Genomic DNA, 18,269 nt, shown 5'->3' with positions numbered 1-18,269 from the left:
TTTGGGATGCGTCTTTGCCTGATCCTTTTCCCGAAATTTTCATAAAGGGAGCGTCATGCGGCTTTTGGGATTGGATCCGGGACTTCAGGCAACCGGCTGGGGCATTATTGAAAGCGATGGGCTGCATTTGCGCCATGTGGCCAATGGCACCGTGCGCTCCACCGCATCGCTCCCTTTATCGGCGCGGCTGGTGGAAATACATGATGGTCTGATGGCGGTTGTGGAACAGTACCGGCCATCAGACGCCGCCGTTGAAGAAACCTTCGTCAATAAGAACCCCACCTCCACCTTGAAGCTGGGGCAGGCGCGTGGCGTGGCCTTGCTGGTGCCAGCCTTGAAGGGGCTGCTCGTGGCGGAATATTCCCCCAATCACATCAAGAAATCGGTTGTGGGGGCTGGGCATGCAGCAAAAGAGCAGATCCATGCCATGGTGAATGTATTGTTGCCGGGCGTTGCCATTCATGGAGCCGATGCCGCCGATGCGCTGGCGGTGGCCATTTGCCATGCCCATAACCGCGCCGGGCGGTTGGCCCAAATAAAAGCTGTTGAAAGTTCGGTCGCGGCCCAAAGCCATGCTGGCGGCAAGCGGTGGGCCGGGCAGCGGATCGGGAGGCGTTCATGATTGCCAAATTAAAGGGCCTTTTGGATTCTTCGGGCACGGATTGGCTGATCATCGATGTGTCCGGCGTGGGCTATCTGGTGTTTGCATCCGGGCGCACTTTGGGGAATTTACCGGCCAATGGCGGGGCGATTTCCCTGATCATCGAAACCCATGTGCGCGAAGATCATATCCATCTTTATGGCTTTCCCACCGTGGCCGAGCGGGACATGTTCCGGCTTTTGACCTCGGTGTCCGGAGTGGGGGCCAAGGTGGGGCTGGCGATTCTTTCCGTTTTGGCACCGGATGCTTTGGCTCAGGCCATTGCGGCAGGGGATAAGGGGGCGGTGGCCCGCGCCCAGGGGGTGGGGCCTCGCCTTGCCCAGCGGATCGTGACCGAATTGAAAGATAAAGTGGCGGGCTTTGCTGTGTCGGCAAGCACGGCTCCCGCTTCACCCTCCGCGCCGTCGAAGGCGGCTGGTGCAAAAGCCGCGCCCGATGACAGTGATGCGCGGTCGGAATTGTTCAATGATGCGGTGAGTGCTTTGGTGAATCTGGGCTATGGCCGCACCGAAGCCTTTTCCGCTATTTCCACCGTTGCCCGGCAGCAAGATGACATGCCGCCCTTACAAATATTGATCCGCGCCGGCCTGCGGGAGCTGGGCCGATGAGCGAGCGGATGGTGGCTCCGGTGGAAGGGGAAGAGGACGCCGGCGAAAGCAGATTGCGGCCGCAAAAGCTGGATGATTTCATCGGACAGGCACAGGCCAGAAACAATTTGCGTGTGTTCATTGAAGCTGCCCGGTCGCGTCAGGAAGCGCTGGATCATGTGCTGTTGTTCGGGCCGCCCGGCCTTGGCAAAACAACCTTGGCGCAGATTGTTTCGCGGGAATTGGGCGTGGGCTTTCGGTCCACATCGGGGCCGGTGATCGCCAAGGCGGGGGATCTGGCGGCGCTTTTGACCAATCTGGAAGCCCATGATGTTTTGTTTATTGATGAAATCCATCGCCTTAATCCTGCCGTGGAAGAGATTTTATATCCGGCTATGGAAGATTTTCAGCTGGATCTGATTATTGGCGAAGGCCCGGCGGCGCGGTCGGTGAAAATCGATTTGCCTCCCTTTACGCTGGTGGGGGCCACCACAAGGCTGGGCCTGCTGACCAATCCTTTGCGCGACCGGTTCGGTATTCCGACACGGCTGGATTTTTACGATGTGGCCGATCTGGTGAAGGTGGTGAGCCGGGGCGCGCGGATTTTGGGATTGCGGTTGACCGAAGATGGGGCGCGCGAAATTGCCGCCCGATCCCGAGGAACGCCGCGTATTGCCGGGCGACTGCTGCGTCGGGTGCGCGATTTTGCCGCTGTGGCAGGCAAGGATGTGGTGGATAAGCTGGCTGCCGATGCCGCTCTCACCCGTTTGGAGGTGGATGGCTTTGGATTGGATGCGATGGATCACCGCTATTTGCGCTGTATCGGGGAAACCTATCTGGGGGGGCCTGTGGGCGTGGAAACATTGGCGGCTGCCCTGTCGGAACCACGGGATGCCATTGAAGATATTATCGAACCGTATTTGATCCAGCGCGGATTGGTGCAGCGCACACCGCGCGGGCGGCTGCTTACCCCCGCCGCCTATAGCCATCTGGGCCTTGTCGCACCATCTGCCAGCGGGCGGGATCTGTTTTCCGATGAGGAACAAGATATATGACAGCGACCGGTCGAACGGACGGACCGCAAACCGGATGGATAAAGGGTCGGCGGCATCATCTTCCCATCCGTGTCTATTATGAAGATACCGATGCGGGCGGGATCGTTTATCACGCCAATTATTTACGGTTTTTCGAACGGGCGCGGGGTGAAATGCTGCGGCTTGTGGGGATTGACCATGTGACCGCATGGCGCGATCAACCTGCGGGAGAACGCATGGGCTTTGCTGTGCGCCGGGTGGAGCTGGAGTATTTCCGGCCCGCCATTCTGGATGATTCCCTCGATATCCAGAGCATCGTTCTGGCCACAGCAGCCGCCTATGTGGATGTGCAGCAAGCTGTTTTACGGGACGGGGTTTTGTTGGCGCGTGCTGATTTGCGTGTGGCTTTGGTCAATGATAATGGAAGACCTTGTCGTTTGCCCCCGGCGTGGCGGACGATTTTGAAGGCGCTGGAAGTTCCGCCAGAGGACCGGCTTTTTGCGCGTGCCAATACCGAGTGACGGATTGAAAAGGGTTGTGAGATGGACGGACAGGTCGATGAAGTAATTTTGGCGGGAAGCCGTTCCGATTTTTCGGTCTGGGGCATGTTCAGCCAAGCGGATATCGTGGTGCAAGCGGTCATGATGGCCTTGGTTCTTGCCTCGCTTTGGAGCTGGACAATCATTTTTTCCACATGGCTGCGGGTGCGCAAGGTCAGCCGCGCCGCTGATGCGTTTGAAGATCGCTTTTGGTCCGGTGCGTCCCCTGAAGAATTATATGATGGGCTGAAAAACCGCATAAGCCACCCCATGGCAATGGTTTTCGTGGCCGCCATGCGTGAATGGCAACGGTCTTTGAAGGGCACAGGTCGGGGCTTTGCAGAGCGCTTGAGCATTGAAGACCGGGTGAATAAAGTGATGCGTATCGCCGTTTCGCGCGAAATGGAGCGGTTGGAAGGGCAAGTCGGATTTTTGGCCACGCTTGGCTCGGCGGCGCCCTTTGTGGGGCTGTTTGGTACGGTGTGGGGTATCATGAACAGCTTTCAATCCATTGCGCTCACATCCAATACCAGCCTTGCGGTGGTGGCACCGGGGATTGCCGAGGCTCTTTTGGCCACGGCCCTTGGGCTGGTGGCGGCGATTCCGGCGGTGATCGCCTATAATAAACATGCCAGCGATTTGTCGCGTTTTGCTGGCCGTCTAGAAGGCTTCTCCGATGAGTTTGCGGCGATTTTGTCGCGGCAGCTTGATGACAGGAGCGCATAATGGCGGGCATGCAGATACAGTTGCGCGGGCGGGATCGCCGGGGTGTCGCCCAATATAAGCCTTTGGCGGAAATCAATGTGACGCCCTTTGTGGATGTGATGCTGGTTTTGCTGATCGTGTTCATGGTGACTGCGCCCTTATTGCAGGTCGGGGTGCCGGTGGACCTGCCCCGTGCGGATGCGCAAAAGCTGCAACAGGACAATACACCGCTGACCATTTCCGTTGATCAAACTGGTGCCATATTCATCGAAGACACTGAGATCGGATATGAGGAATTGGTACCGCGCCTTGCCGCTATTGCGGAAACCCGGGATCGAACGGAAACCCGAATTTATGTGCGCGGGGACCGGAACCTGGATTATGGGCGTATCATGCAGGTGATGTCGGCCATTAACGGGGCTGGGTTTACAAAAGTGGCGCTGGTTGCCGATCGCCCCCAATAAGTGCAGGAGAGACGGACCGCTGATGTTGTGCATTTGCAGACCCATGTTCCCTGACTTTGTACAAATGATGCCATTTTCGGTGTACGGTCATTTGATATGAGCGATGTAAAACGGTTCTACCGTGAGGGATTGGCGCTGTCCGCTGCAGTGCATTTGGGGCTGTTGGCTGTGGGATATTTCGGCTTGCCGCATTTGTCGCGCCCCGAGCCGGACATGCCCGATATTGTGCCGGTATCATTTGTGGAAATCTCTGATGTAACCCGCAGTAACGAGCCGCAATCCGAGCCGGAACCGCAACCGGACCCCGAGCCGGAGGATCTGTATGCCCGCGATGAACCGCAACAGATCGATATGGCTGAATTGGATGTGCCGCTTCCCGAGGACAAACCCGCACCGCCCGATAAAAAGCCAGACCCTGCGCCGGAAGCGAAACCGGAGCCCGTAAAGCCGAGACTGACTGTGGCCCCGCGCACCAAGCCGCGCCCGCCTTCGCGTTTCGATTCCAGCAAGGTGGCGGCATTGATCGATCGTTCCATCAAGGAGGACCGCCCGCAATCTGTGCCGGACCCTGTGGAAAAATCCGAAAAGAAAGATGCTGAAACGCCTCAGCCTTCGGCTTTTGCGGACCGGATTGCCACGGCCACTTTGCAAGCGGCGATTCGTCAAAGGGTGCAAGAATGTTGGTATTTGCCCAGCGGTGGCAAAGATGTGGCCAATATGCGTGTGCGTATTCGCATCCAGTTGCGTCAGGACGGGAAATTGTTGCGGCCGCCGCAGTTCATCGATGCGGGGGATCTTTCCAAGCCGGGCAATGAATTTTATCGCATTTTTGCTGAAAGTGCGCGGCGCGCGGTCCAGAAATGCGAGCCTTATGACAGCTTGCCATTGGCGCAATATGACAAATGGCGTGAAATTGACTTTACGTTTGATGCGGCAGACATGCTGGGCGGTTAAACGATTATGTGCACCCCTTTGTGGCCGTGGGGCGAAAACAGGAGTGAAAAAGCGTGGTGATGTCGACCTTCAAGCGCTGGAGCAGTGCGGTTTTTCTGGCCTTGGCCTTTTTGGCTACATTAAGCCCCGCCAACCGGGCATGGGCAGTTTTGCAGGTGGATGTCTCCCGCGGGAATGTGGAGCCTTTGCCCATTGCCATTCCCGATTTCATTCCGGTGCGTCCGGTACAAACCACAGACGGAAGCTTAGAGGCGATTGGCGGGCAGATCGCTTCGGTGGTTTCGGCCGATCTGCTGCGGTCCGGGCTGTTCCGCCCCCTTGATCGTTCGGCCTTTATTTCCCAACCGCAATCGGCAGATATTCGCCCGCGCTTTGCCAATTGGCGGGCCATTGCCTCGCAAGCTTTGGTGACGGGCCAGGTGGATATGCGCAGCGATGGCCTGATGGTGGCAGAGTTTCGTCTTTGGGATGTGCTGAGCGAAGCGCAATTGACGGGCCTGCGCTATACGGCCCAGCCGGGTGACTGGCGGCGCATCGCCCATAAAATTGCAGATTCTATTTATGAACGCCTGACCGGAGAAGACGGCTATTTCGATAGCCGCGTGGTGTATATCGCTGAAAGTGGGAGCCGCATCAATCGGCGCAAAAGGCTCGCCATCATGGATCAGGATGGCCACAATCATCTGTTTTTGACCAATGGCGACGATCTGGTTTTGACACCGCGCTTTTCGCCCAACCGACAGGAAATCACCTATCTTGCCTATTATAACGATAAGCCGCGGGTCTATCTTTATAATCTGGATACCGGCAAGCACGAGGTTCTGGGCGATTTCCCCAATATGACCTTTGCGCCGCGCTTTTCCCCTGACGGGGACCGTGTAATCATGTCTTTGGCGGAAAACGGCAATTCCGATATTTATGAAATGGACCTGCGCACGCGCCGGGTTCGCCGTCTGACCAGCCATCCCGGCATTGATACCTCGCCGTCCTATTCTCCCGACGGGCGCCATGTGGTGTTCAATTCCAACCGGGGGGGCAGTCAGCAATTATATGTGATGCGCGCCGATGGTTCCAATGTAGAGCGGATTTCTTTCGGGGGCGGGCGTTATGCAACGCCGGTCTGGTCGCCACGCGGCGATCTGATTGCTTTTACCAAGATCGGTGATTCGAAATTTCGCATTGGTGTGATGAAGCCCGATGGCTCGGGCGAGCGGGTTTTGACCGACAGCTATCAGGATGAAGGCCCTACATGGTCGCCCAATGGCCGTGTTTTGATGTTTTTCCGTTTGTCGCCGGAAAGCGGCCAAACCACATTGCGATCCGTGGATTTGACAGGCTATAATGAACGTCTGGTCCCCACGCCCTTGGATGCTTCGGACCCTGCGTGGTCGCCAATTTTGGAAAAATAAGAGCAGTCTGTCAAAAATTGCTGTAATTTCGACCAATTAGCAGCCTTGAATGTCACATGGGGGATGGATATAAGTAGGGTTGCAAAAGATCATAGGGATCGATGTGCGCGGGTCGAAGGGCTGCCCGTGCCCCACAACCCAAATAAGCTCGGGCCTCAGCTTCAAATTCATGGAGACGACGGAAAAATGATCGCCAAACGATTTGGTCTGCAGGCACTGACTGTTGCCGCGGCCGCCTTCCTTCTCGCCGCTTGTGCGAGCACAAACCCGGCTGACGAAGAGGCCACCGCCACGGCTGCACCAGTTGTCAGTGAACAGACAGAGCCTCAGGCCGTACCTTCTGCCGAGGTAGAGCAGGAACAAATCACCGATCCATTCGGTGACGCAACGCAATCGGCACTGGAAAATTATGCCGGTGACCGGGTGTTCTTTTCTTTTGACAGTTCTGAATTGAACCCTGCAGCACGCCAAACGCTGCAACGTCAGGCGGAATGGATGCAAAACCATCGGTCTGTAAAGGCTGTTGTGGAAGGCCATGCCGATGAACGCGGCACCCGCGAATACAATCTGGCGCTGGGTGAACGCCGTGCCACGGCTGCCAAGAATTATTTGGTGGCACTCGGAATTTCCCCGGATCGCCTGTCGACCATCAGCTATGGCAAAGAGCGCCCTGCTGTTTTGGGATCGGGTGAAAGCGTGTGGCGTCAAAACCGCCGCGCTGTCTTGAAAATTGATCGTGCTGGCGCGTAATTTGCGCCGGCGCTGGCTTTCTTGAAAGGCCGGTTTCTTCTCCGAAGCGCTCCGTGCCTCTCTTTTGCCAAACCTTTATGGTTGGTTGGGGGAGTGCGGGGCGTTTCAGCGTTCCGCCCCATGCAGGGGCGTGCTGATGCGGGATCAAGGGAGTTCCTATGTACAGGCAATTGGTTTTTCTTGTTTTTTTAAGCCTTATTTTCCAAGCGACCCCGTCTTTCGCGCAGACCCGGGCCGAAATTAACGACAAGATCGAAACGCTTGAAAAGCAATTGCGGGCGGTACAGCGCCGGGTTTTCAATGGTGATGACACGGCATTTCCACAACAGGATCGTGCCGTTGGTCCTGCATCATCGAGGGCGGATAGCCAAATGCCTGCAACGGCCGGGGGTCGCGGTTTGCTGGCGGATTTGTCCTTGCGGGTGGACGCGCTTGAAAGCCAGTTGGGTGCGCTGACCGGAAAAATCGAAGAGCTGAAATTCGAGAATCGCCAAATGGCGGACCAGCTTTCCCGTTTTGAAAAAGATACGGCCTTGCGGTTGCAAATGCTGGAGGGGCGTGGCGTCTCCGGCGCGACTGTCGCCGGGTCTGTGCCTGACAGCCGTGGGGATTTGGGGGTGAAACAATCGGCACCCGCGGGGTTGGTCAAAACTCCCACGCCGGAAGACGCGCAGGCCTTGCTTGCCAATCCCACAAGCTTGCCTGACACGGTTGCCTCAACCAGCGGCGATATTTTAAGCCCCGACGAGCAATATCAACGGGCTTATGATCTGCTGCGCCGCGGCCAGTTCCCTCAGGCCGAAACGGCTTTTCGCAAGTTTCTGGCCGATCATCGTGACCATCCTTTGGCGGGCAATGCTCAATATTGGCTGGGGGAAAGCTATTATGTGCGCCAGGATTATCCCCGCGCCGCCCAGGCATTTCTCACCGGCTATCAGGATTATGGTGACGGAGCCAAGGCAGCGGACAGCCTTTTGAAGCTGGGGATGACACTGGCGGCTTTGGATCAGCCGTCCGATGCCTGTGCAGCCTTTGATGAATTGGATCAAAAATATCCAAAGGCGGAAAGCCGCATCAAGCAAAGGATGGCGGCAGAGCGTGCGCGGCTGTCTTGTAACTAAAAGGCGGGCGCATGGTCGATAATGCGCCTGTTTCCGATAAGACCTTCGCCCATCTGATGGTGGGGCTGGGGCTGCGGCCCGAAAACGGTCCGGTGGCGGTTGCTGTGTCAGGCGGGGCGGATAGCATGGCCCTTGTGCGCTTGGCAGCCCGCTGGGGGGCTGTGGTGGCGCTGAGTGTGGATCATGGCTTGCGTCCGGAAGCCTCTTTGGAACTGGATCGGGTCGGGGCTTGGCTGAAGCCTTTGGGGATTCTCCATGATCGCCTGCACTGGGATGGCCCGAAACCCGCAAGTGATCTGCAGGCGGCGGCCCGCGCGGCGCGGTATCGGTTGTTGGAAGAGCGATGCCGGGAGCGCGGCATCCATGCCTTGTTGCTGGCCCATCATCAGAATGATCAGGCGGAAACGCTTTTGCTGCGTTTGGCCCGCGGGTCCGGTGTGTGGGGGCTTGGCGGGATGGCGGCGGTCGCCCCGGCCCTGACGCATATCTCTTTGCAGAACGGGCGCCCTTTGCGTCGCTATCGTCCGCTTTTGTCGCTACCCAAGGCGCGGCTTATTGCCACCTGCAAAGCCTTTTCCCAAGAATGGATTGAAGATCCATCAAACCGGAACCTGTCTTATGACCGCAGCCACGCGCGGGCATTGCTGGACAATCCGCCCTTGTCCGGATTGACGGCCCGGCGCTTGGCGCAAACGGCGCAGCATATGCGTCGGGCGGGAGAGGCGTTGGATCATTATGCCCAAGATCTGATGGCGCGCTGTGTTGTCTTTTCAGCCCAAGGATATGTGACGGTTCAGCGGACCGGCTTCCAGACGGCACCATTGGAAATTCAATTGCGGCTGCTGTCCAGATTGCTGATGTTTGTGGGGGGGGCGATCTATCCGCCCCGGCTCACTGGCCTTGAAGCCTTGTTGGCAGAGATGGGCGCAGCCGGTTTCAAAGGGGCAACATTGCGCGGCTGCCGGGTTTTCTTGCAAGATGGGGAGCAGGTGATTATCTGCCGCGAAGAAGCCGCTTGCGCGGCCCCTCTTCCGATAAAGCCGGGCGAGACGGTGTTTTGGGATGGCCGGATCAGGGCGTCTTTAGACGCGAAGCAAAAACCCGCTATGGTGGGGGCCTTGGGGGATGCGGGGTGGCGGTATTTATGCAAAGAAGGCCAAGACATTGATAAAGCGCTGCCCTATCCCGTGCGTTTAAGCCTGCCCGCCTTGTGGCGCGATGGGCGGGTGGTGGCGGTGCCTTTCTTAGGATGGCGTGGGTATGGAGCAGGATTTTCCACTGAACTTATGGCGCGTCAATCGGTGTTCGAGGCCATGCCAGATGTTGAACAAGAGTAAGACGGGCCCCTTCCATGGAGAATTGTCCTTGTAGATGGGGGGCGAGTGCTTATTTGCTAGAAGCTGACCCTAAGCTGCAATTTATGGGTTCACACTCTAGCAACAGGCGTTGAAGAGTGGTTTAATAAGGCTGTTATCTGTGCGCGCAGTTTATGTTTTCGGCCTGCGTGCGGCGAATGGAAGGAACTGGCGTGAGCAATTTTGCCCGCAATGCGCTTTTGTGGCTTGTTATCATCATTGTATTGGTGGCTGTTTTTAATTTGTTTCAGGGGCCTGCAGGCACCGGTGCACCGCAATTGGCGTATTCCGACTTTTTGTCGCGGGTGGAGCAAGGGCAGGTGCAGTCTGTTACCATTCAGGGCCAGACCATCAGCGGCGAATCGCGGGATGGCGGGCGGTTTTCCACTTATATGCCCGATGATGCCACGCTGATTCCCACCTTGAAGCAAAACGGGGTGCGCTTTACCGCGAAGGAAGAAGAATCCAATGCGGTTCTGGGCACGTTGCTGGCATGGTTCCCCATGCTTTTGCTGATTGCCGTATGGATTTTCTTCATGCGCCAAATGCAATCGGGCGGGCGCGGCGGGGCCATGGGCTTTGGCAAATCGCGGGCGCGGTTGCTTACGGAAAAATCTGGCCGCGTAACCTTTGAGGATGTGGCCGGAATCGACGAAGCCAAGGAAGAACTGGAAGAAATTGTCGAGTTTTTGCGTGATCCGCAAAAATTCCAGCGGCTTGGCGGGCGGATTCCCAAAGGGGCGTTGCTCGTTGGCCCTCCCGGTACCGGGAAAACCCTGCTGGCCCGTGCCATTGCAGGTGAGGCCAATGTGCCGTTCTTCACCATTTCCGGTTCCGATTTTGTTGAAATGTTTGTGGGTGTGGGCGCCAGCCGCGTGCGCGACATGTTCGAGCAAGCGAAGAAAAACGCGCCGTGCATCATCTTCATCGACGAGATCGACGCTGTGGGCCGCCATCGTGGGGCTGGCCTTGGTGGCGGCAATGATGAGCGTGAACAGACCTTGAACCAGCTTCTGGTGGAAATGGACGGGTTTGAAGCCAATGAAGGCATCATTTTGGTGGCGGCCACAAACCGCCCCGATGTGCTGGATCCGGCTTTGCTGCGCCCGGGCCGCTTCGACCGTCAGGTGGTGGTGCCCAATCCCGATGTTCTGGGCCGTGAAAAAATCCTGACTGTGCATATGCGCAAGGTTCCCATCGCCCCTGATGTGAAGGCGCGGGTGATTGCGCGCGGTACGCCGGGCTTTTCCGGGGCCGATCTTGCCAATTTGGTGAATGAAGCGGCGCTTTTGGCGGCGCGTAAGGGCAAGCGTCTGGTTTCGATGCAGGAACTGGAAGAAGCCAAGGATAAAGTGATGATGGGGGCCGAACGGCGCTCCATGGTGATGACCGACGACGAGAAAAAGCTTACCGCTTATCATGAAGGCGGCCATGCTTTGGTGGCGCTGCATTGTCCGGTATCGGACCCGGTGCATAAGGCCACCATCATTCCTCGTGGTCGGGCGCTGGGGATGGTCATGCGCCTTCCTGAGCGGGATGAATACAGCCAGTCACGACAGAAAATGCATGAAAATCTGGCCATTGCCATGGGTGGACGTGCGGCAGAAGAACTGATTTTCGGTCATGATGCCGTCACCTCTGGCGCTTCGGGCGATATTCAGATGGCCACGCGTTTGGCGCGGGCGATGGTGACCAAATATGGTCTGTCCGACAAGTTGGGGCCGTTGCTTTATTCCGAAAATGAGGAAGAGGTCTTTCTGGGCCATTCGGTGGCGCGCCAGCAGAATATTTCGGAAGCCACGGCGCAGGAAATTGATCGGGAAGTGCGGCGCTTTGTGGATGATGCCCACGAGCGGGCCAAAACCATCCTGACCGATCATTTGGATGATTTGCACAAAATCGCCAATGCGTTGTTGGAATATGAAACCTTGTCCGGCGATGATATCCAAGGGCTGTTGCGCGGTGAACCTATTGACCGCCCCTCTGCGGATGAAGAGCCGCCAGCACCCAAGGCTCCGGCTGCGGGCACTGTGCCCAAAGCGGGACGGCCGGGCTTTGGACAAGGGCCTGATACCGAGCCTCAGCCACAAGGCTGACTGTAAGTCCATGCTGACGGGAATAGCGCCGGGACAAAAGTGACCCATGCGGATGAAAGACGCCTCGGCGTGTCAAGACAGCGAGTTTCTTCTTAAACCTGTGGCACCGGCGCTTGTTGCCGGTGCCCCGTTTTTGCCTTTGGCGGGGGGGCCTTATGGGTTTTCTCGCCTTCTTGTGACGCTTCTTGATGGCGATGCGCCGGTGGCGATGGAGCAGGTGTCTGTTGGGCAGCTTGCAGAGTGGCGGGCTGATCTTGATCCGGCGCTTTTGGAAAAATTTGATAGCCGGTTGACGGCGTTGACGGCACCTCGTCCGCCCATGACCATACCGGGCCGCGCGATGCCTTTGGGCTTTGGCCGCCCCATGGTGATGGGCATTGTGAATGTCACACCCGATAGTTTTTCCGATGGCGGGCGGTTTTCCGATGTGGATGCAGCTCTTGCACATGGTCAGGCGCTGATCGACGCGGGAGCGGATATTCTGGATATCGGTGGTGAAAGCACACGGCCCGGTGCCAAGCCCGTTTGGGAAGAAGAAGAGCGCCAGCGCATTGTGCCGGTGATCGAAGGTCTGGCGAAAAGTGGCGCGGTGCTTTCGGTGGATACCCGCAAGGCATCGGTGATGGAAGCGGCTTTGGAAGCCGGAGCGCATATCATCAATGACATATCGGCCCTGACCTATGACGACAGGGCCTTGGCTGTGGCCGCGGCCAGCGATGCGCCGGTGATTCTGATGCACGCCAAGGGCACGCCCCAAACCATGCAAGATGCGCCGGTCTATGATCATGTGCTGGCTGAAATATATATCTGGCTTTTGCACCGCATTGCCGCATGTGAAGCGGCAGGGCTGGGGCGGGAACGGTTGATGGTCGATCCCGGTATCGGCTTTGGCAAGACCGTGCGGCACAATCTGGATGTGATCAATGGCTTGGGGGCCTTGCACAGCCTTGGGGTGCCGCAGCTTTTGGGCGTATCGAGAAAACGGTTCATCGGGGCCTTGTCCGCGGAAGAACCGGCCGGGGACCGCTTGGGCGGGTCTTTGGCTGCGGGCCTTGCCGGGCTTGGGCTTGGCGTGCAGATCCTGCGGGTGCATGATGTGCGCGAAACCGTACAGGCTGTGCGCGTTCTTCAAGGCTTGGCAGCCAGCGCGGTGATGGAACAAGGGATAGATGCGGGGCGTTGAGATCATTGGGTCTGCCACCTGCAAAAGAATTGAAAGTGTCGAGGGCTGCATGTCACGGAAATATTTCGGAACGGACGGGATTCGGGGAACTGTCAATACCGCCCCAATGACTGCGGATATTGCCATGCGTGTGGGCATGGCCGCTGGGCGCATTTTCCGGCGCGGCGACCATCGCCATCGGGTGGTGATCGGCAAGGATACCCGGCTTTCGGGCTATATGCTGGAACCGGCCCTGACAGCGGGTTTTATCGCTACGGGAATGGATGTCATCATGGTGGGGCCCATGCCGACCCCTGCCGTTGCCATGCTTACCCGGTCTTTACGCGCTGATCTGGGGGTGATGATCTCCGCCTCGCATAATCCGCATCATGATAATGGCATCAAGCTGTTTGGTCCCGATGGTTATAAATTGTCGGACCTTGTGGAAATCGATATCGAACGGCTGATGGATAATGGTCTGGATGAAGGGCTCGTTGCGCCGTCCGATCTGGGCCGCGCCAGCCGCCTTGCGGATGCAGAAGGCCGCTATATCGAATTTGCCAAGGCCACCGTGCCCGCAGGATTGACGCTGGATGGTGTAAAAGTGGTGATCGATTGCGCCAATGGGGCCGCTTATAAGGTTGCCCCCACTGTGCTGTGGGAACTTGGTGCGGATGTGGTGCGCATCGGCGTGGACCCTGATGGCTTCAATATCAATGATGGCTGTGGCTCTACAGCGCCGGAACGCATGGCAAAAGCGGTGGTGGAGCATGGTGCGGATCTGGGCATTGCCCTTGATGGCGATGCGGACCGGCTGATTTTGGCGGATGAAACCGGGCGGATTGTCGATGGCGATCAATTGATGGCCTTGATTGCCGATAACTGGCATAAACGCGGCCTGTTAAAAGGCGGCGGGCTGGTGGCCACCAGCATGTCCAATCTGGGACTGGAACGCTTTTTGGCAGGGCGCGGCCTAAGCCTGGCACGCACGGATGTAGGGGACCGGTATGTTGTGGAACATATGCGGAGCCACGGCTTCAATCTTGGTGGCGAACAATCGGGGCATATCGTTTTGTCTGACTATGCCACCACGGGTGACGGCTTGATCGCCGCCTTGCAGATTCTGGCTTGTATTGTGACGTCGGGCGATGCGGCGAGCCAAGTGACCCGCTGTTTCGAAAAGGTTCCGCAGCTTTTGAAAAGTGTGCGCTTTAGCGTTGAAAATCCCTTGGAACATGACCGCATTCAGGCGGCCATCGAACAAGGAAAAATACAGTTGGGCAATCACGGGCGTTTGGTGATTCGCAAATCCGGTACGGAGCCTTTGGTGCGGGTGATGGCCGAAGGCGACGATGCGGATCTTGTGGCGCATGTGGTGCACGATATTTGCCAAGTGGTTGAGGCGGCAGCCTGATATGCGGGGACGGGTGCTGATCATTGCGGGTTCGGATTCCGGCGGTGGTGCCGGTGTTCAGGCGGATATAAAAACTGTCACCATGCTGGGCGGCTATGCGGCCAGCGCCATCACCGCCATTACGGTCCAAGATACGCTGGGCGTGCATGCTGTGCAGGCCATTTCCCCCCATATGATTGCCGATCAGATCCGCGTGGTGCTGCGTGATATTGGGGCCGATGCGATCAAAACGGGCATGATGGGCGCTGTGGAAACCATCATGGCGGTGGCGGATGTCTTGCGTGAGGAGGCGCCTCAGATCCCCCTTGTTCTGGACCCTGTGATGGTGGCGAAAGGGGGGGCGTCGCTTTTGGCTCCTGATGCCGTGGCGTGTCTCAAGCAGCACTTGTTGCCCCTTGCCTATCTTGTTACCCCCAATGCCCCGGAGCTTGCGGCCCTTACCGATCTGCCTGTTGAAACCACAGGGATGATGGAAAAGGCGGCCCGGACATTATGTGCGGAGTTGCTTCCCAATAAAATGGCGGTTCTGGCCAAAGGCGGCCATCTGGACGGGGTGGAGCTGGTGGATCTGTTGGTGCAGGCTGAAACGGTGACGCAGTTTTCTGCATCCCGTATCGAAAGCCGCCATACCCACGGCACCGGCTGCACCCTTGCCAGTGCCATTGCCACCGGCTTGGCGCAAGGCCTGAACCTGAAAGACGCGGTGCGCCGCGCCCATGCTTATGTGCATAAGGCCATTGCCACAGCACCGGGCTTTGGCAAGGGCCATGGGCCGCTCAATCACGGTCATCCTCTGGACTAGACCCAAGAGGGATCAAGACTGTTTTTTCCCTTCGGCGCGCAGGCGGGTCCGGCGGCGCATTGCGGCCAAATTCAGCCCTTCCACCAACAAGGAAAAGGCGATGGCGAAATAGAGATAACCGCGCGGGATGTGGAAGTGCATGCCATCGGCCACCAAGGCCACGCCGACCAAGAGCAAAAAGCTCAAGGCCAGCATCTTTGTTGTGGGATGGCGGCTGATGAACGCCGCCACGGGTTCAGCGGCAAACAGCATGACCAGAATGGCAAAGACCACGGCGGCGACCATCACCGGTAGTTCTGTTGTCATACCCACGGCGGTGATTACGGAATCGAGCGAAAACACCGCATCGAGAATCATGATCTGTATAATGGCGGCGGCCATGCCAAGCGCCATTTTTTCGGAGCCGTGTTCTTCTTCGCCTTCCACTACGGCGTGGATTTCTCTGGTGCCTTTATACAATAGGAACAGCCCGCCTGCGCCAAGGATCAGATCGCGCCAGGAAAATATAAAATCATAAATGGTCAGGATGGGGGCGGTCAGGCCAATGATCCATGACAGCATCAAAAGCAAGGCAATGCGCATGATAAGCGCACCGGCAAGCCCGATACGCCGGGCTTTTTTCGCCTGATCTGGGGGCAGCTTTTCGGTGATGACCGACAAAAACACCAGATTGTCGATACCCAAAACGATCTCCAGAAGAGACAGTGTGAGAAAACTGGCCCAAATTTCCGGGGTGGCGAGATAATCGAGGATCATGGACGCTGTCCCTTCATGAGATTTCCGCTATTCTGTTTAAGGCAGGACGTGGGCAATGAAAAGGAATGTCCTATGGGGGAAGACAATGGCCTGATTTGTGCCTATGCGCTGGATGGTCTTGGCGGCGGCGTGGCGTTGGGGTGGGAGGCGCTTGATCGTTCGATAGAGGATGAGGCCGGTCCGCTTACATGGATTCATGTGAACCGCACCAATGCGCGCGCACAAAATTGGCTGAACACCGGATCGGGGCTTGATAGCATGGCCATTCGGGCGCTGTTGGCGGAAGATACGCGGCCCCGCTGCACCGCCTTCAGCGATGGCGTTTTGCTGAACTTGCGCGGCGTCAATCTCAATCCTTCCCAGGACCCTGCAAATATGGTGGCGATTCGTTTGTGGATCACGCCCCATTGCATCATCTCGGCCCGGCTGCACAAGATCGCCGCCATTGCCAATATCCGTGACAAGATCGAGCAAGGGGCAGGGCCTAAACGCGTTGGGCAATTTGTTGCCTTGCTTGCCGCCGGACTGACCGAGCGCATGGAGCCGGCCATTGACAGTCTGGAAGATGAATTGGGCGATTTGGAAGAGCGGCTGGTGGATGAGCCGGGGGCGGGTTTGCGCAAGGAATTGGGGGCGGTTCGCAGGCGGGCCATTTCCTTGCGGCGCTATATTTCCAGCCAGCGCGAGGCTTTGTCGGAATTGGCGGCGGCGCGACCCCCATGGCTGGAAAGCGAAGACCGGGAGCATCTGCTGGAACAGGTGGACCGGGTAACCCGTTATGTGGAGGATCTGGATGTGATCCGCGAGCGGGCCTTTGTTTTGCAAGATGAACTTTATTCGCAATTGTCCGACCGCATGAACCGCATTGTCTATCTTCTGACAATCATCACTGGCGTGTTCTTGCCCATCAGCTTTTTAACCGGCCTGTTCGGGGTGAATATTGGCGGTATGCCGGGAGTGGAAAGCCCCGTTGCCTTTTTATATTTCTGCCTTGGGATGGTGGTGTTGATTTTTGTGGAACTGTTGATTTTTCGGTTTTTGAAATGGATTTGAACGCCTTGGATATGGACATCAGGCGCGCTGTGGGCGTGACCGATATGGCAACGGCCCGCCAGCTTTTTTCCGCCTATTTGCGCGAATTGGGCGTGGATTTGTCTTTTCAAGGAGTTGAAGCGGAATTGGCGGATCTTCCCGGCCCATATCGGGAGCCTTCGGGGGTGATCTTGCTGGCGGAAAGCGATGGCTTGCCCGTGGGTGTTGTGGCCTTGAAGCCGCTTTCAGAACTGGGCCACGGCATGTGCGAAATGAAGCGGCTTTATGTGCGGCCCTCGGCGCGTGGGACGGGTGTGGCCGAAGCCTTGTGCCGGTCGCTGGAAGCAGAAGCGTCCATGCGCGGCTACCGGATGATGAAGCTGGACACTTTGGCACGGCTGAAGGCCGCCAATGCGCTTTATGACCGGATGGGGTTCAGCCCTTGCGCGGCTTATAATGACAATCCGCTGGATGATATCCGGTATTTTGAAAAGCCATTATGATCATTCTGTCATGGGGTCGGCCTCTGTGACCCGCTCCAGGATCATTTCCCGCACATGAGCCAGGGCATCGGCGCGCTCCATCCCGCTTTGAAGGCGAGGATCATAAAGCATAGACAGCAAGGCCTTGTCGGCTTTGGTCAATTCCGTCACATGGTCGGCCTCGCAAAACAGCGATGGCTGATAGTTGCAGGCATCATTGGGCAGGCCCATGATCTGCACCAGTTCTTCCACCAGACAATGATCTTGCAGCGCCGGAGAAATATCGCTGCCGATCATGATAACACCGCCCTTGATGCGGTCACTTTCGCTGTTGGAAACCCCCAGACATGCGCTTCTATTGATGAAATCATGATAACGGGGATCGGTTTTATCGGCTGCTGGCAGGGCGGCAAAATCCCGACGCGGAAAATATCCGAGCCGCAATGTGGCTTGTGTGTTGTCATCGGCGCGGGCCACATCGATGCCGGTGATCCGGGAAATTTCTGTGAGCACCGATTGGATGCGACCAAGGGGCGGTGGCGTATCAAGAGCGGGTGACGAGAAAATAGCCACCTCTAGCGGTGCTCCCCAGCGTCGGATGGTGTTGTTTTCCATTCCATGCTCATGCCCGAAGACCACATCATCGAATTGCTGGAAAAGCTGATCGGGGGACACCTCCATCATATCCGCCTTGGCAATGGGGCTGTGGAGCATTATCGCAAGGCTGATACAGGCAGAGATGGCACGGACAGAAAGAGGCATGGCAAACGCATCCTTATGAAAAGCGATGCGTTAACCATATGGAAGCCACATTAACAAAAGCTGAGCGCGAGATCGTTTCTGGCTCACATTTCCATCACATTATCTGTGACCGGGGAACGGCCGTTCGGTCAGGGGGCATGCTTGTGCGTTCAGGCATAAGCCTTTTATCGACCCCGCCGCGCCT

General features: G+C 57.3%; 19 protein-coding genes. 17 read left to right on the top strand and 2 right to left on the bottom strand.

Features of this window, described 5'->3' with window-relative positions; all coding sequences use genetic code 11:
- Positions 1-55 precede the first annotated feature (55 nt).
- The 15 genes from ruvC (at position 56) to thiD (ending at position 15,053) form a co-directional block, all read left to right on the top strand.
- Positions 56-622 carry a crossover junction endodeoxyribonuclease RuvC gene (ruvC, locus tag IEX96_RS06420; protein WP_150004874.1) on the top strand — a complete coding sequence of 189 codons (567 nt, stop codon included), beginning with the start codon at positions 56-58 and terminating at the stop codon, positions 620-622.
- The gene (gene ruvA / locus IEX96_RS06415) at positions 619-1,269 is read left to right on the top strand and encodes a Holliday junction branch migration protein RuvA (protein ID WP_150004875.1); all 651 of its coding nucleotides are present in this window, start codon (positions 619-621) and stop codon (positions 1,267-1,269) included. Before ruvC ends, ruvA begins: the two co-directional genes overlap by 4 nt.
- Positions 1,266-2,303, top strand: coding sequence for a Holliday junction branch migration DNA helicase RuvB (ruvB, locus tag IEX96_RS06410; protein WP_188873644.1), 1,038 nt, complete (start codon positions 1,266-1,268; stop codon positions 2,301-2,303). Before ruvA ends, ruvB begins: the two co-directional genes overlap by 4 nt.
- The gene (locus IEX96_RS06405) at positions 2,300-2,803 is read left to right on the top strand and encodes a YbgC/FadM family acyl-CoA thioesterase (RefSeq protein ID WP_150004876.1); all 504 of its coding nucleotides are present in this window, start codon (positions 2,300-2,302) and stop codon (positions 2,801-2,803) included. The genes ruvB and IEX96_RS06405 overlap by 4 nt, the downstream gene beginning before the upstream one ends.
- A gap of 21 nt (positions 2,804-2,824) precedes the next feature.
- Positions 2,825-3,547, top strand: coding sequence for a protein TolQ (tolQ, locus tag IEX96_RS06400; protein ID WP_150004877.1), 723 nt, complete (start codon positions 2,825-2,827; stop codon positions 3,545-3,547).
- Entirely contained in the window at positions 3,547-3,990 is a 444-nt protein-coding gene (gene tolR, locus IEX96_RS06395; RefSeq protein ID WP_150004878.1) for a protein TolR, read from the top strand. Before tolQ ends, tolR begins: the two co-directional genes overlap by 1 nt.
- Positions 3,991-4,086: 96 nt before the next feature.
- Entirely contained in the window at positions 4,087-4,944 is an 858-nt protein-coding gene (gene tolA, locus IEX96_RS06390; protein WP_150004879.1) for a cell envelope integrity protein TolA, read from the top strand.
- Positions 4,945-5,003: 59 nt separating this feature from the next.
- Positions 5,004-6,353 carry a Tol-Pal system beta propeller repeat protein TolB gene (gene tolB, locus IEX96_RS06385; RefSeq protein WP_150005027.1) on the top strand — a complete coding sequence of 450 codons (1,350 nt, stop codon included), beginning with the start codon at positions 5,004-5,006 and terminating at the stop codon, positions 6,351-6,353.
- A gap of 186 nt (positions 6,354-6,539) precedes the next feature.
- On the top strand, positions 6,540-7,103 hold the full coding sequence (pal, locus tag IEX96_RS06380) for a peptidoglycan-associated lipoprotein Pal (RefSeq protein WP_150001267.1): 564 nt from the start codon (positions 6,540-6,542) through the stop codon (positions 7,101-7,103).
- 158 nt (positions 7,104-7,261) lie between these two features.
- The gene (gene ybgF / locus IEX96_RS06375; protein WP_150004880.1) at positions 7,262-8,224 is read left to right on the top strand and encodes a tol-pal system protein YbgF; all 963 of its coding nucleotides are present in this window, start codon (positions 7,262-7,264) and stop codon (positions 8,222-8,224) included.
- A gap of 11 nt (positions 8,225-8,235) precedes the next feature.
- Complete coding sequence (gene tilS / locus IEX96_RS06370) at positions 8,236-9,561, top strand: tRNA lysidine(34) synthetase TilS (protein ID WP_150004881.1); 1,326 nt, start codon at positions 8,236-8,238, stop codon at positions 9,559-9,561.
- Positions 9,562-9,752: 191 nt separating this feature from the next.
- Positions 9,753-11,675, top strand: a complete 1,923-nt coding sequence (gene ftsH, locus IEX96_RS06365) for an ATP-dependent zinc metalloprotease FtsH (RefSeq protein WP_150004882.1) — start codon at positions 9,753-9,755, stop codon at positions 11,673-11,675.
- A 46-nt stretch (positions 11,676-11,721) separates the two neighbouring features.
- The gene (folP, locus tag IEX96_RS06360; RefSeq protein ID WP_229773574.1) at positions 11,722-12,858 is read left to right on the top strand and encodes a dihydropteroate synthase; all 1,137 of its coding nucleotides are present in this window, start codon (positions 11,722-11,724) and stop codon (positions 12,856-12,858) included.
- A gap of 28 nt (positions 12,859-12,886) precedes the next feature.
- Positions 12,887-14,251, top strand: a complete 1,365-nt coding sequence (gene glmM, locus IEX96_RS06355) for a phosphoglucosamine mutase (protein WP_373293756.1) — start codon at positions 12,887-12,889, stop codon at positions 14,249-14,251.
- A 1-nt stretch (position 14,252) separates the two neighbouring features.
- A complete protein-coding gene (gene thiD, locus IEX96_RS06350; protein WP_150004884.1) occupies positions 14,253-15,053 on the top strand; it encodes a bifunctional hydroxymethylpyrimidine kinase/phosphomethylpyrimidine kinase in 801 nt (266 codons plus the stop codon).
- Between the two features lie 12 nt (positions 15,054-15,065).
- On the opposite strand, the gene IEX96_RS06345 is transcribed toward thiD, so the two are convergent.
- Complete coding sequence (locus tag IEX96_RS06345; RefSeq protein WP_150005029.1) at positions 15,066-15,806, bottom strand: TerC family protein; 741 nt, start codon at positions 15,804-15,806, stop codon at positions 15,066-15,068.
- A gap of 75 nt (positions 15,807-15,881) precedes the next feature.
- Between IEX96_RS06345 and IEX96_RS06340 the strand changes: the two genes are divergently transcribed.
- Positions 15,882-16,862 (top strand): zinc transporter ZntB, encoded by a 981-nt coding sequence (locus tag IEX96_RS06340; protein WP_188873642.1) that lies wholly within the window; start codon positions 15,882-15,884, stop codon positions 16,860-16,862.
- 11 nt (positions 16,863-16,873) lie between these two features.
- Positions 16,874-17,344, top strand: a complete 471-nt coding sequence (locus IEX96_RS06335; RefSeq protein ID WP_229773572.1) for a GNAT family N-acetyltransferase — start codon at positions 16,874-16,876, stop codon at positions 17,342-17,344.
- Here the strand turns inward: IEX96_RS06335 and IEX96_RS06330 are convergent, their stop codons facing one another.
- On the bottom strand, positions 17,345-18,085 hold the full coding sequence (locus IEX96_RS06330) for a DUF2927 domain-containing protein (RefSeq protein WP_150004887.1): 741 nt from the start codon (positions 18,083-18,085) through the stop codon (positions 17,345-17,347).
- Positions 18,086-18,269 lie beyond the last annotated feature (184 nt).

This window comes from Iodidimonas muriae, assembly GCF_014647255.1.
Lineage (GTDB): Bacteria > Pseudomonadota > Alphaproteobacteria > Sphingomonadales > Rhodothalassiaceae > Iodidimonas > Iodidimonas muriae.
This window is presented reverse-complemented; position numbering and strand designations above follow the sequence as displayed.

Coding starts and splice junctions, on each gene's coding strand:
- folP (WP_229773574.1), top strand. CDS start 11,722: ATGCGGATGAAAGACGCCTCGGCGTGTCAAGACAGCGAGTTTCTTCTT.
- IEX96_RS06335 (WP_229773572.1), top strand. CDS start 16,874: ATGGACATCAGGCGCGCTGTGGGCGTGACCGATATGGCAACGGCCCGC.
- IEX96_RS06330 (WP_150004887.1), bottom strand. CDS start 18,085: ATGCCTCTTTCTGTCCGTGCCATCTCTGCCTGTATCAGCCTTGCGATA.
- ruvC (WP_150004874.1), top strand. CDS start 56: ATGCGGCTTTTGGGATTGGATCCGGGACTTCAGGCAACCGGCTGGGGC.
- IEX96_RS06340 (WP_188873642.1), top strand. CDS start 15,882: ATGGGGGAAGACAATGGCCTGATTTGTGCCTATGCGCTGGATGGTCTT.
- thiD (WP_150004884.1), top strand. CDS start 14,253: ATGCGGGGACGGGTGCTGATCATTGCGGGTTCGGATTCCGGCGGTGGT.
- tolA (WP_150004879.1), top strand. CDS start 4,087: ATGAGCGATGTAAAACGGTTCTACCGTGAGGGATTGGCGCTGTCCGCT.
- pal (WP_150001267.1), top strand. CDS start 6,540: ATGATCGCCAAACGATTTGGTCTGCAGGCACTGACTGTTGCCGCGGCC.
- tolB (WP_150005027.1), top strand. CDS start 5,004: ATGTCGACCTTCAAGCGCTGGAGCAGTGCGGTTTTTCTGGCCTTGGCC.
- tolQ (WP_150004877.1), top strand. CDS start 2,825: ATGGACGGACAGGTCGATGAAGTAATTTTGGCGGGAAGCCGTTCCGAT.
- IEX96_RS06405 (WP_150004876.1), top strand. CDS start 2,300: ATGACAGCGACCGGTCGAACGGACGGACCGCAAACCGGATGGATAAAG.
- tilS (WP_150004881.1), top strand. CDS start 8,236: ATGGTCGATAATGCGCCTGTTTCCGATAAGACCTTCGCCCATCTGATG.
- ybgF (WP_150004880.1), top strand. CDS start 7,262: ATGTACAGGCAATTGGTTTTTCTTGTTTTTTTAAGCCTTATTTTCCAA.
- tolR (WP_150004878.1), top strand. CDS start 3,547: ATGGCGGGCATGCAGATACAGTTGCGCGGGCGGGATCGCCGGGGTGTC.
- ruvA (WP_150004875.1), top strand. CDS start 619: ATGATTGCCAAATTAAAGGGCCTTTTGGATTCTTCGGGCACGGATTGG.
- ruvB (WP_188873644.1), top strand. CDS start 1,266: ATGAGCGAGCGGATGGTGGCTCCGGTGGAAGGGGAAGAGGACGCCGGC.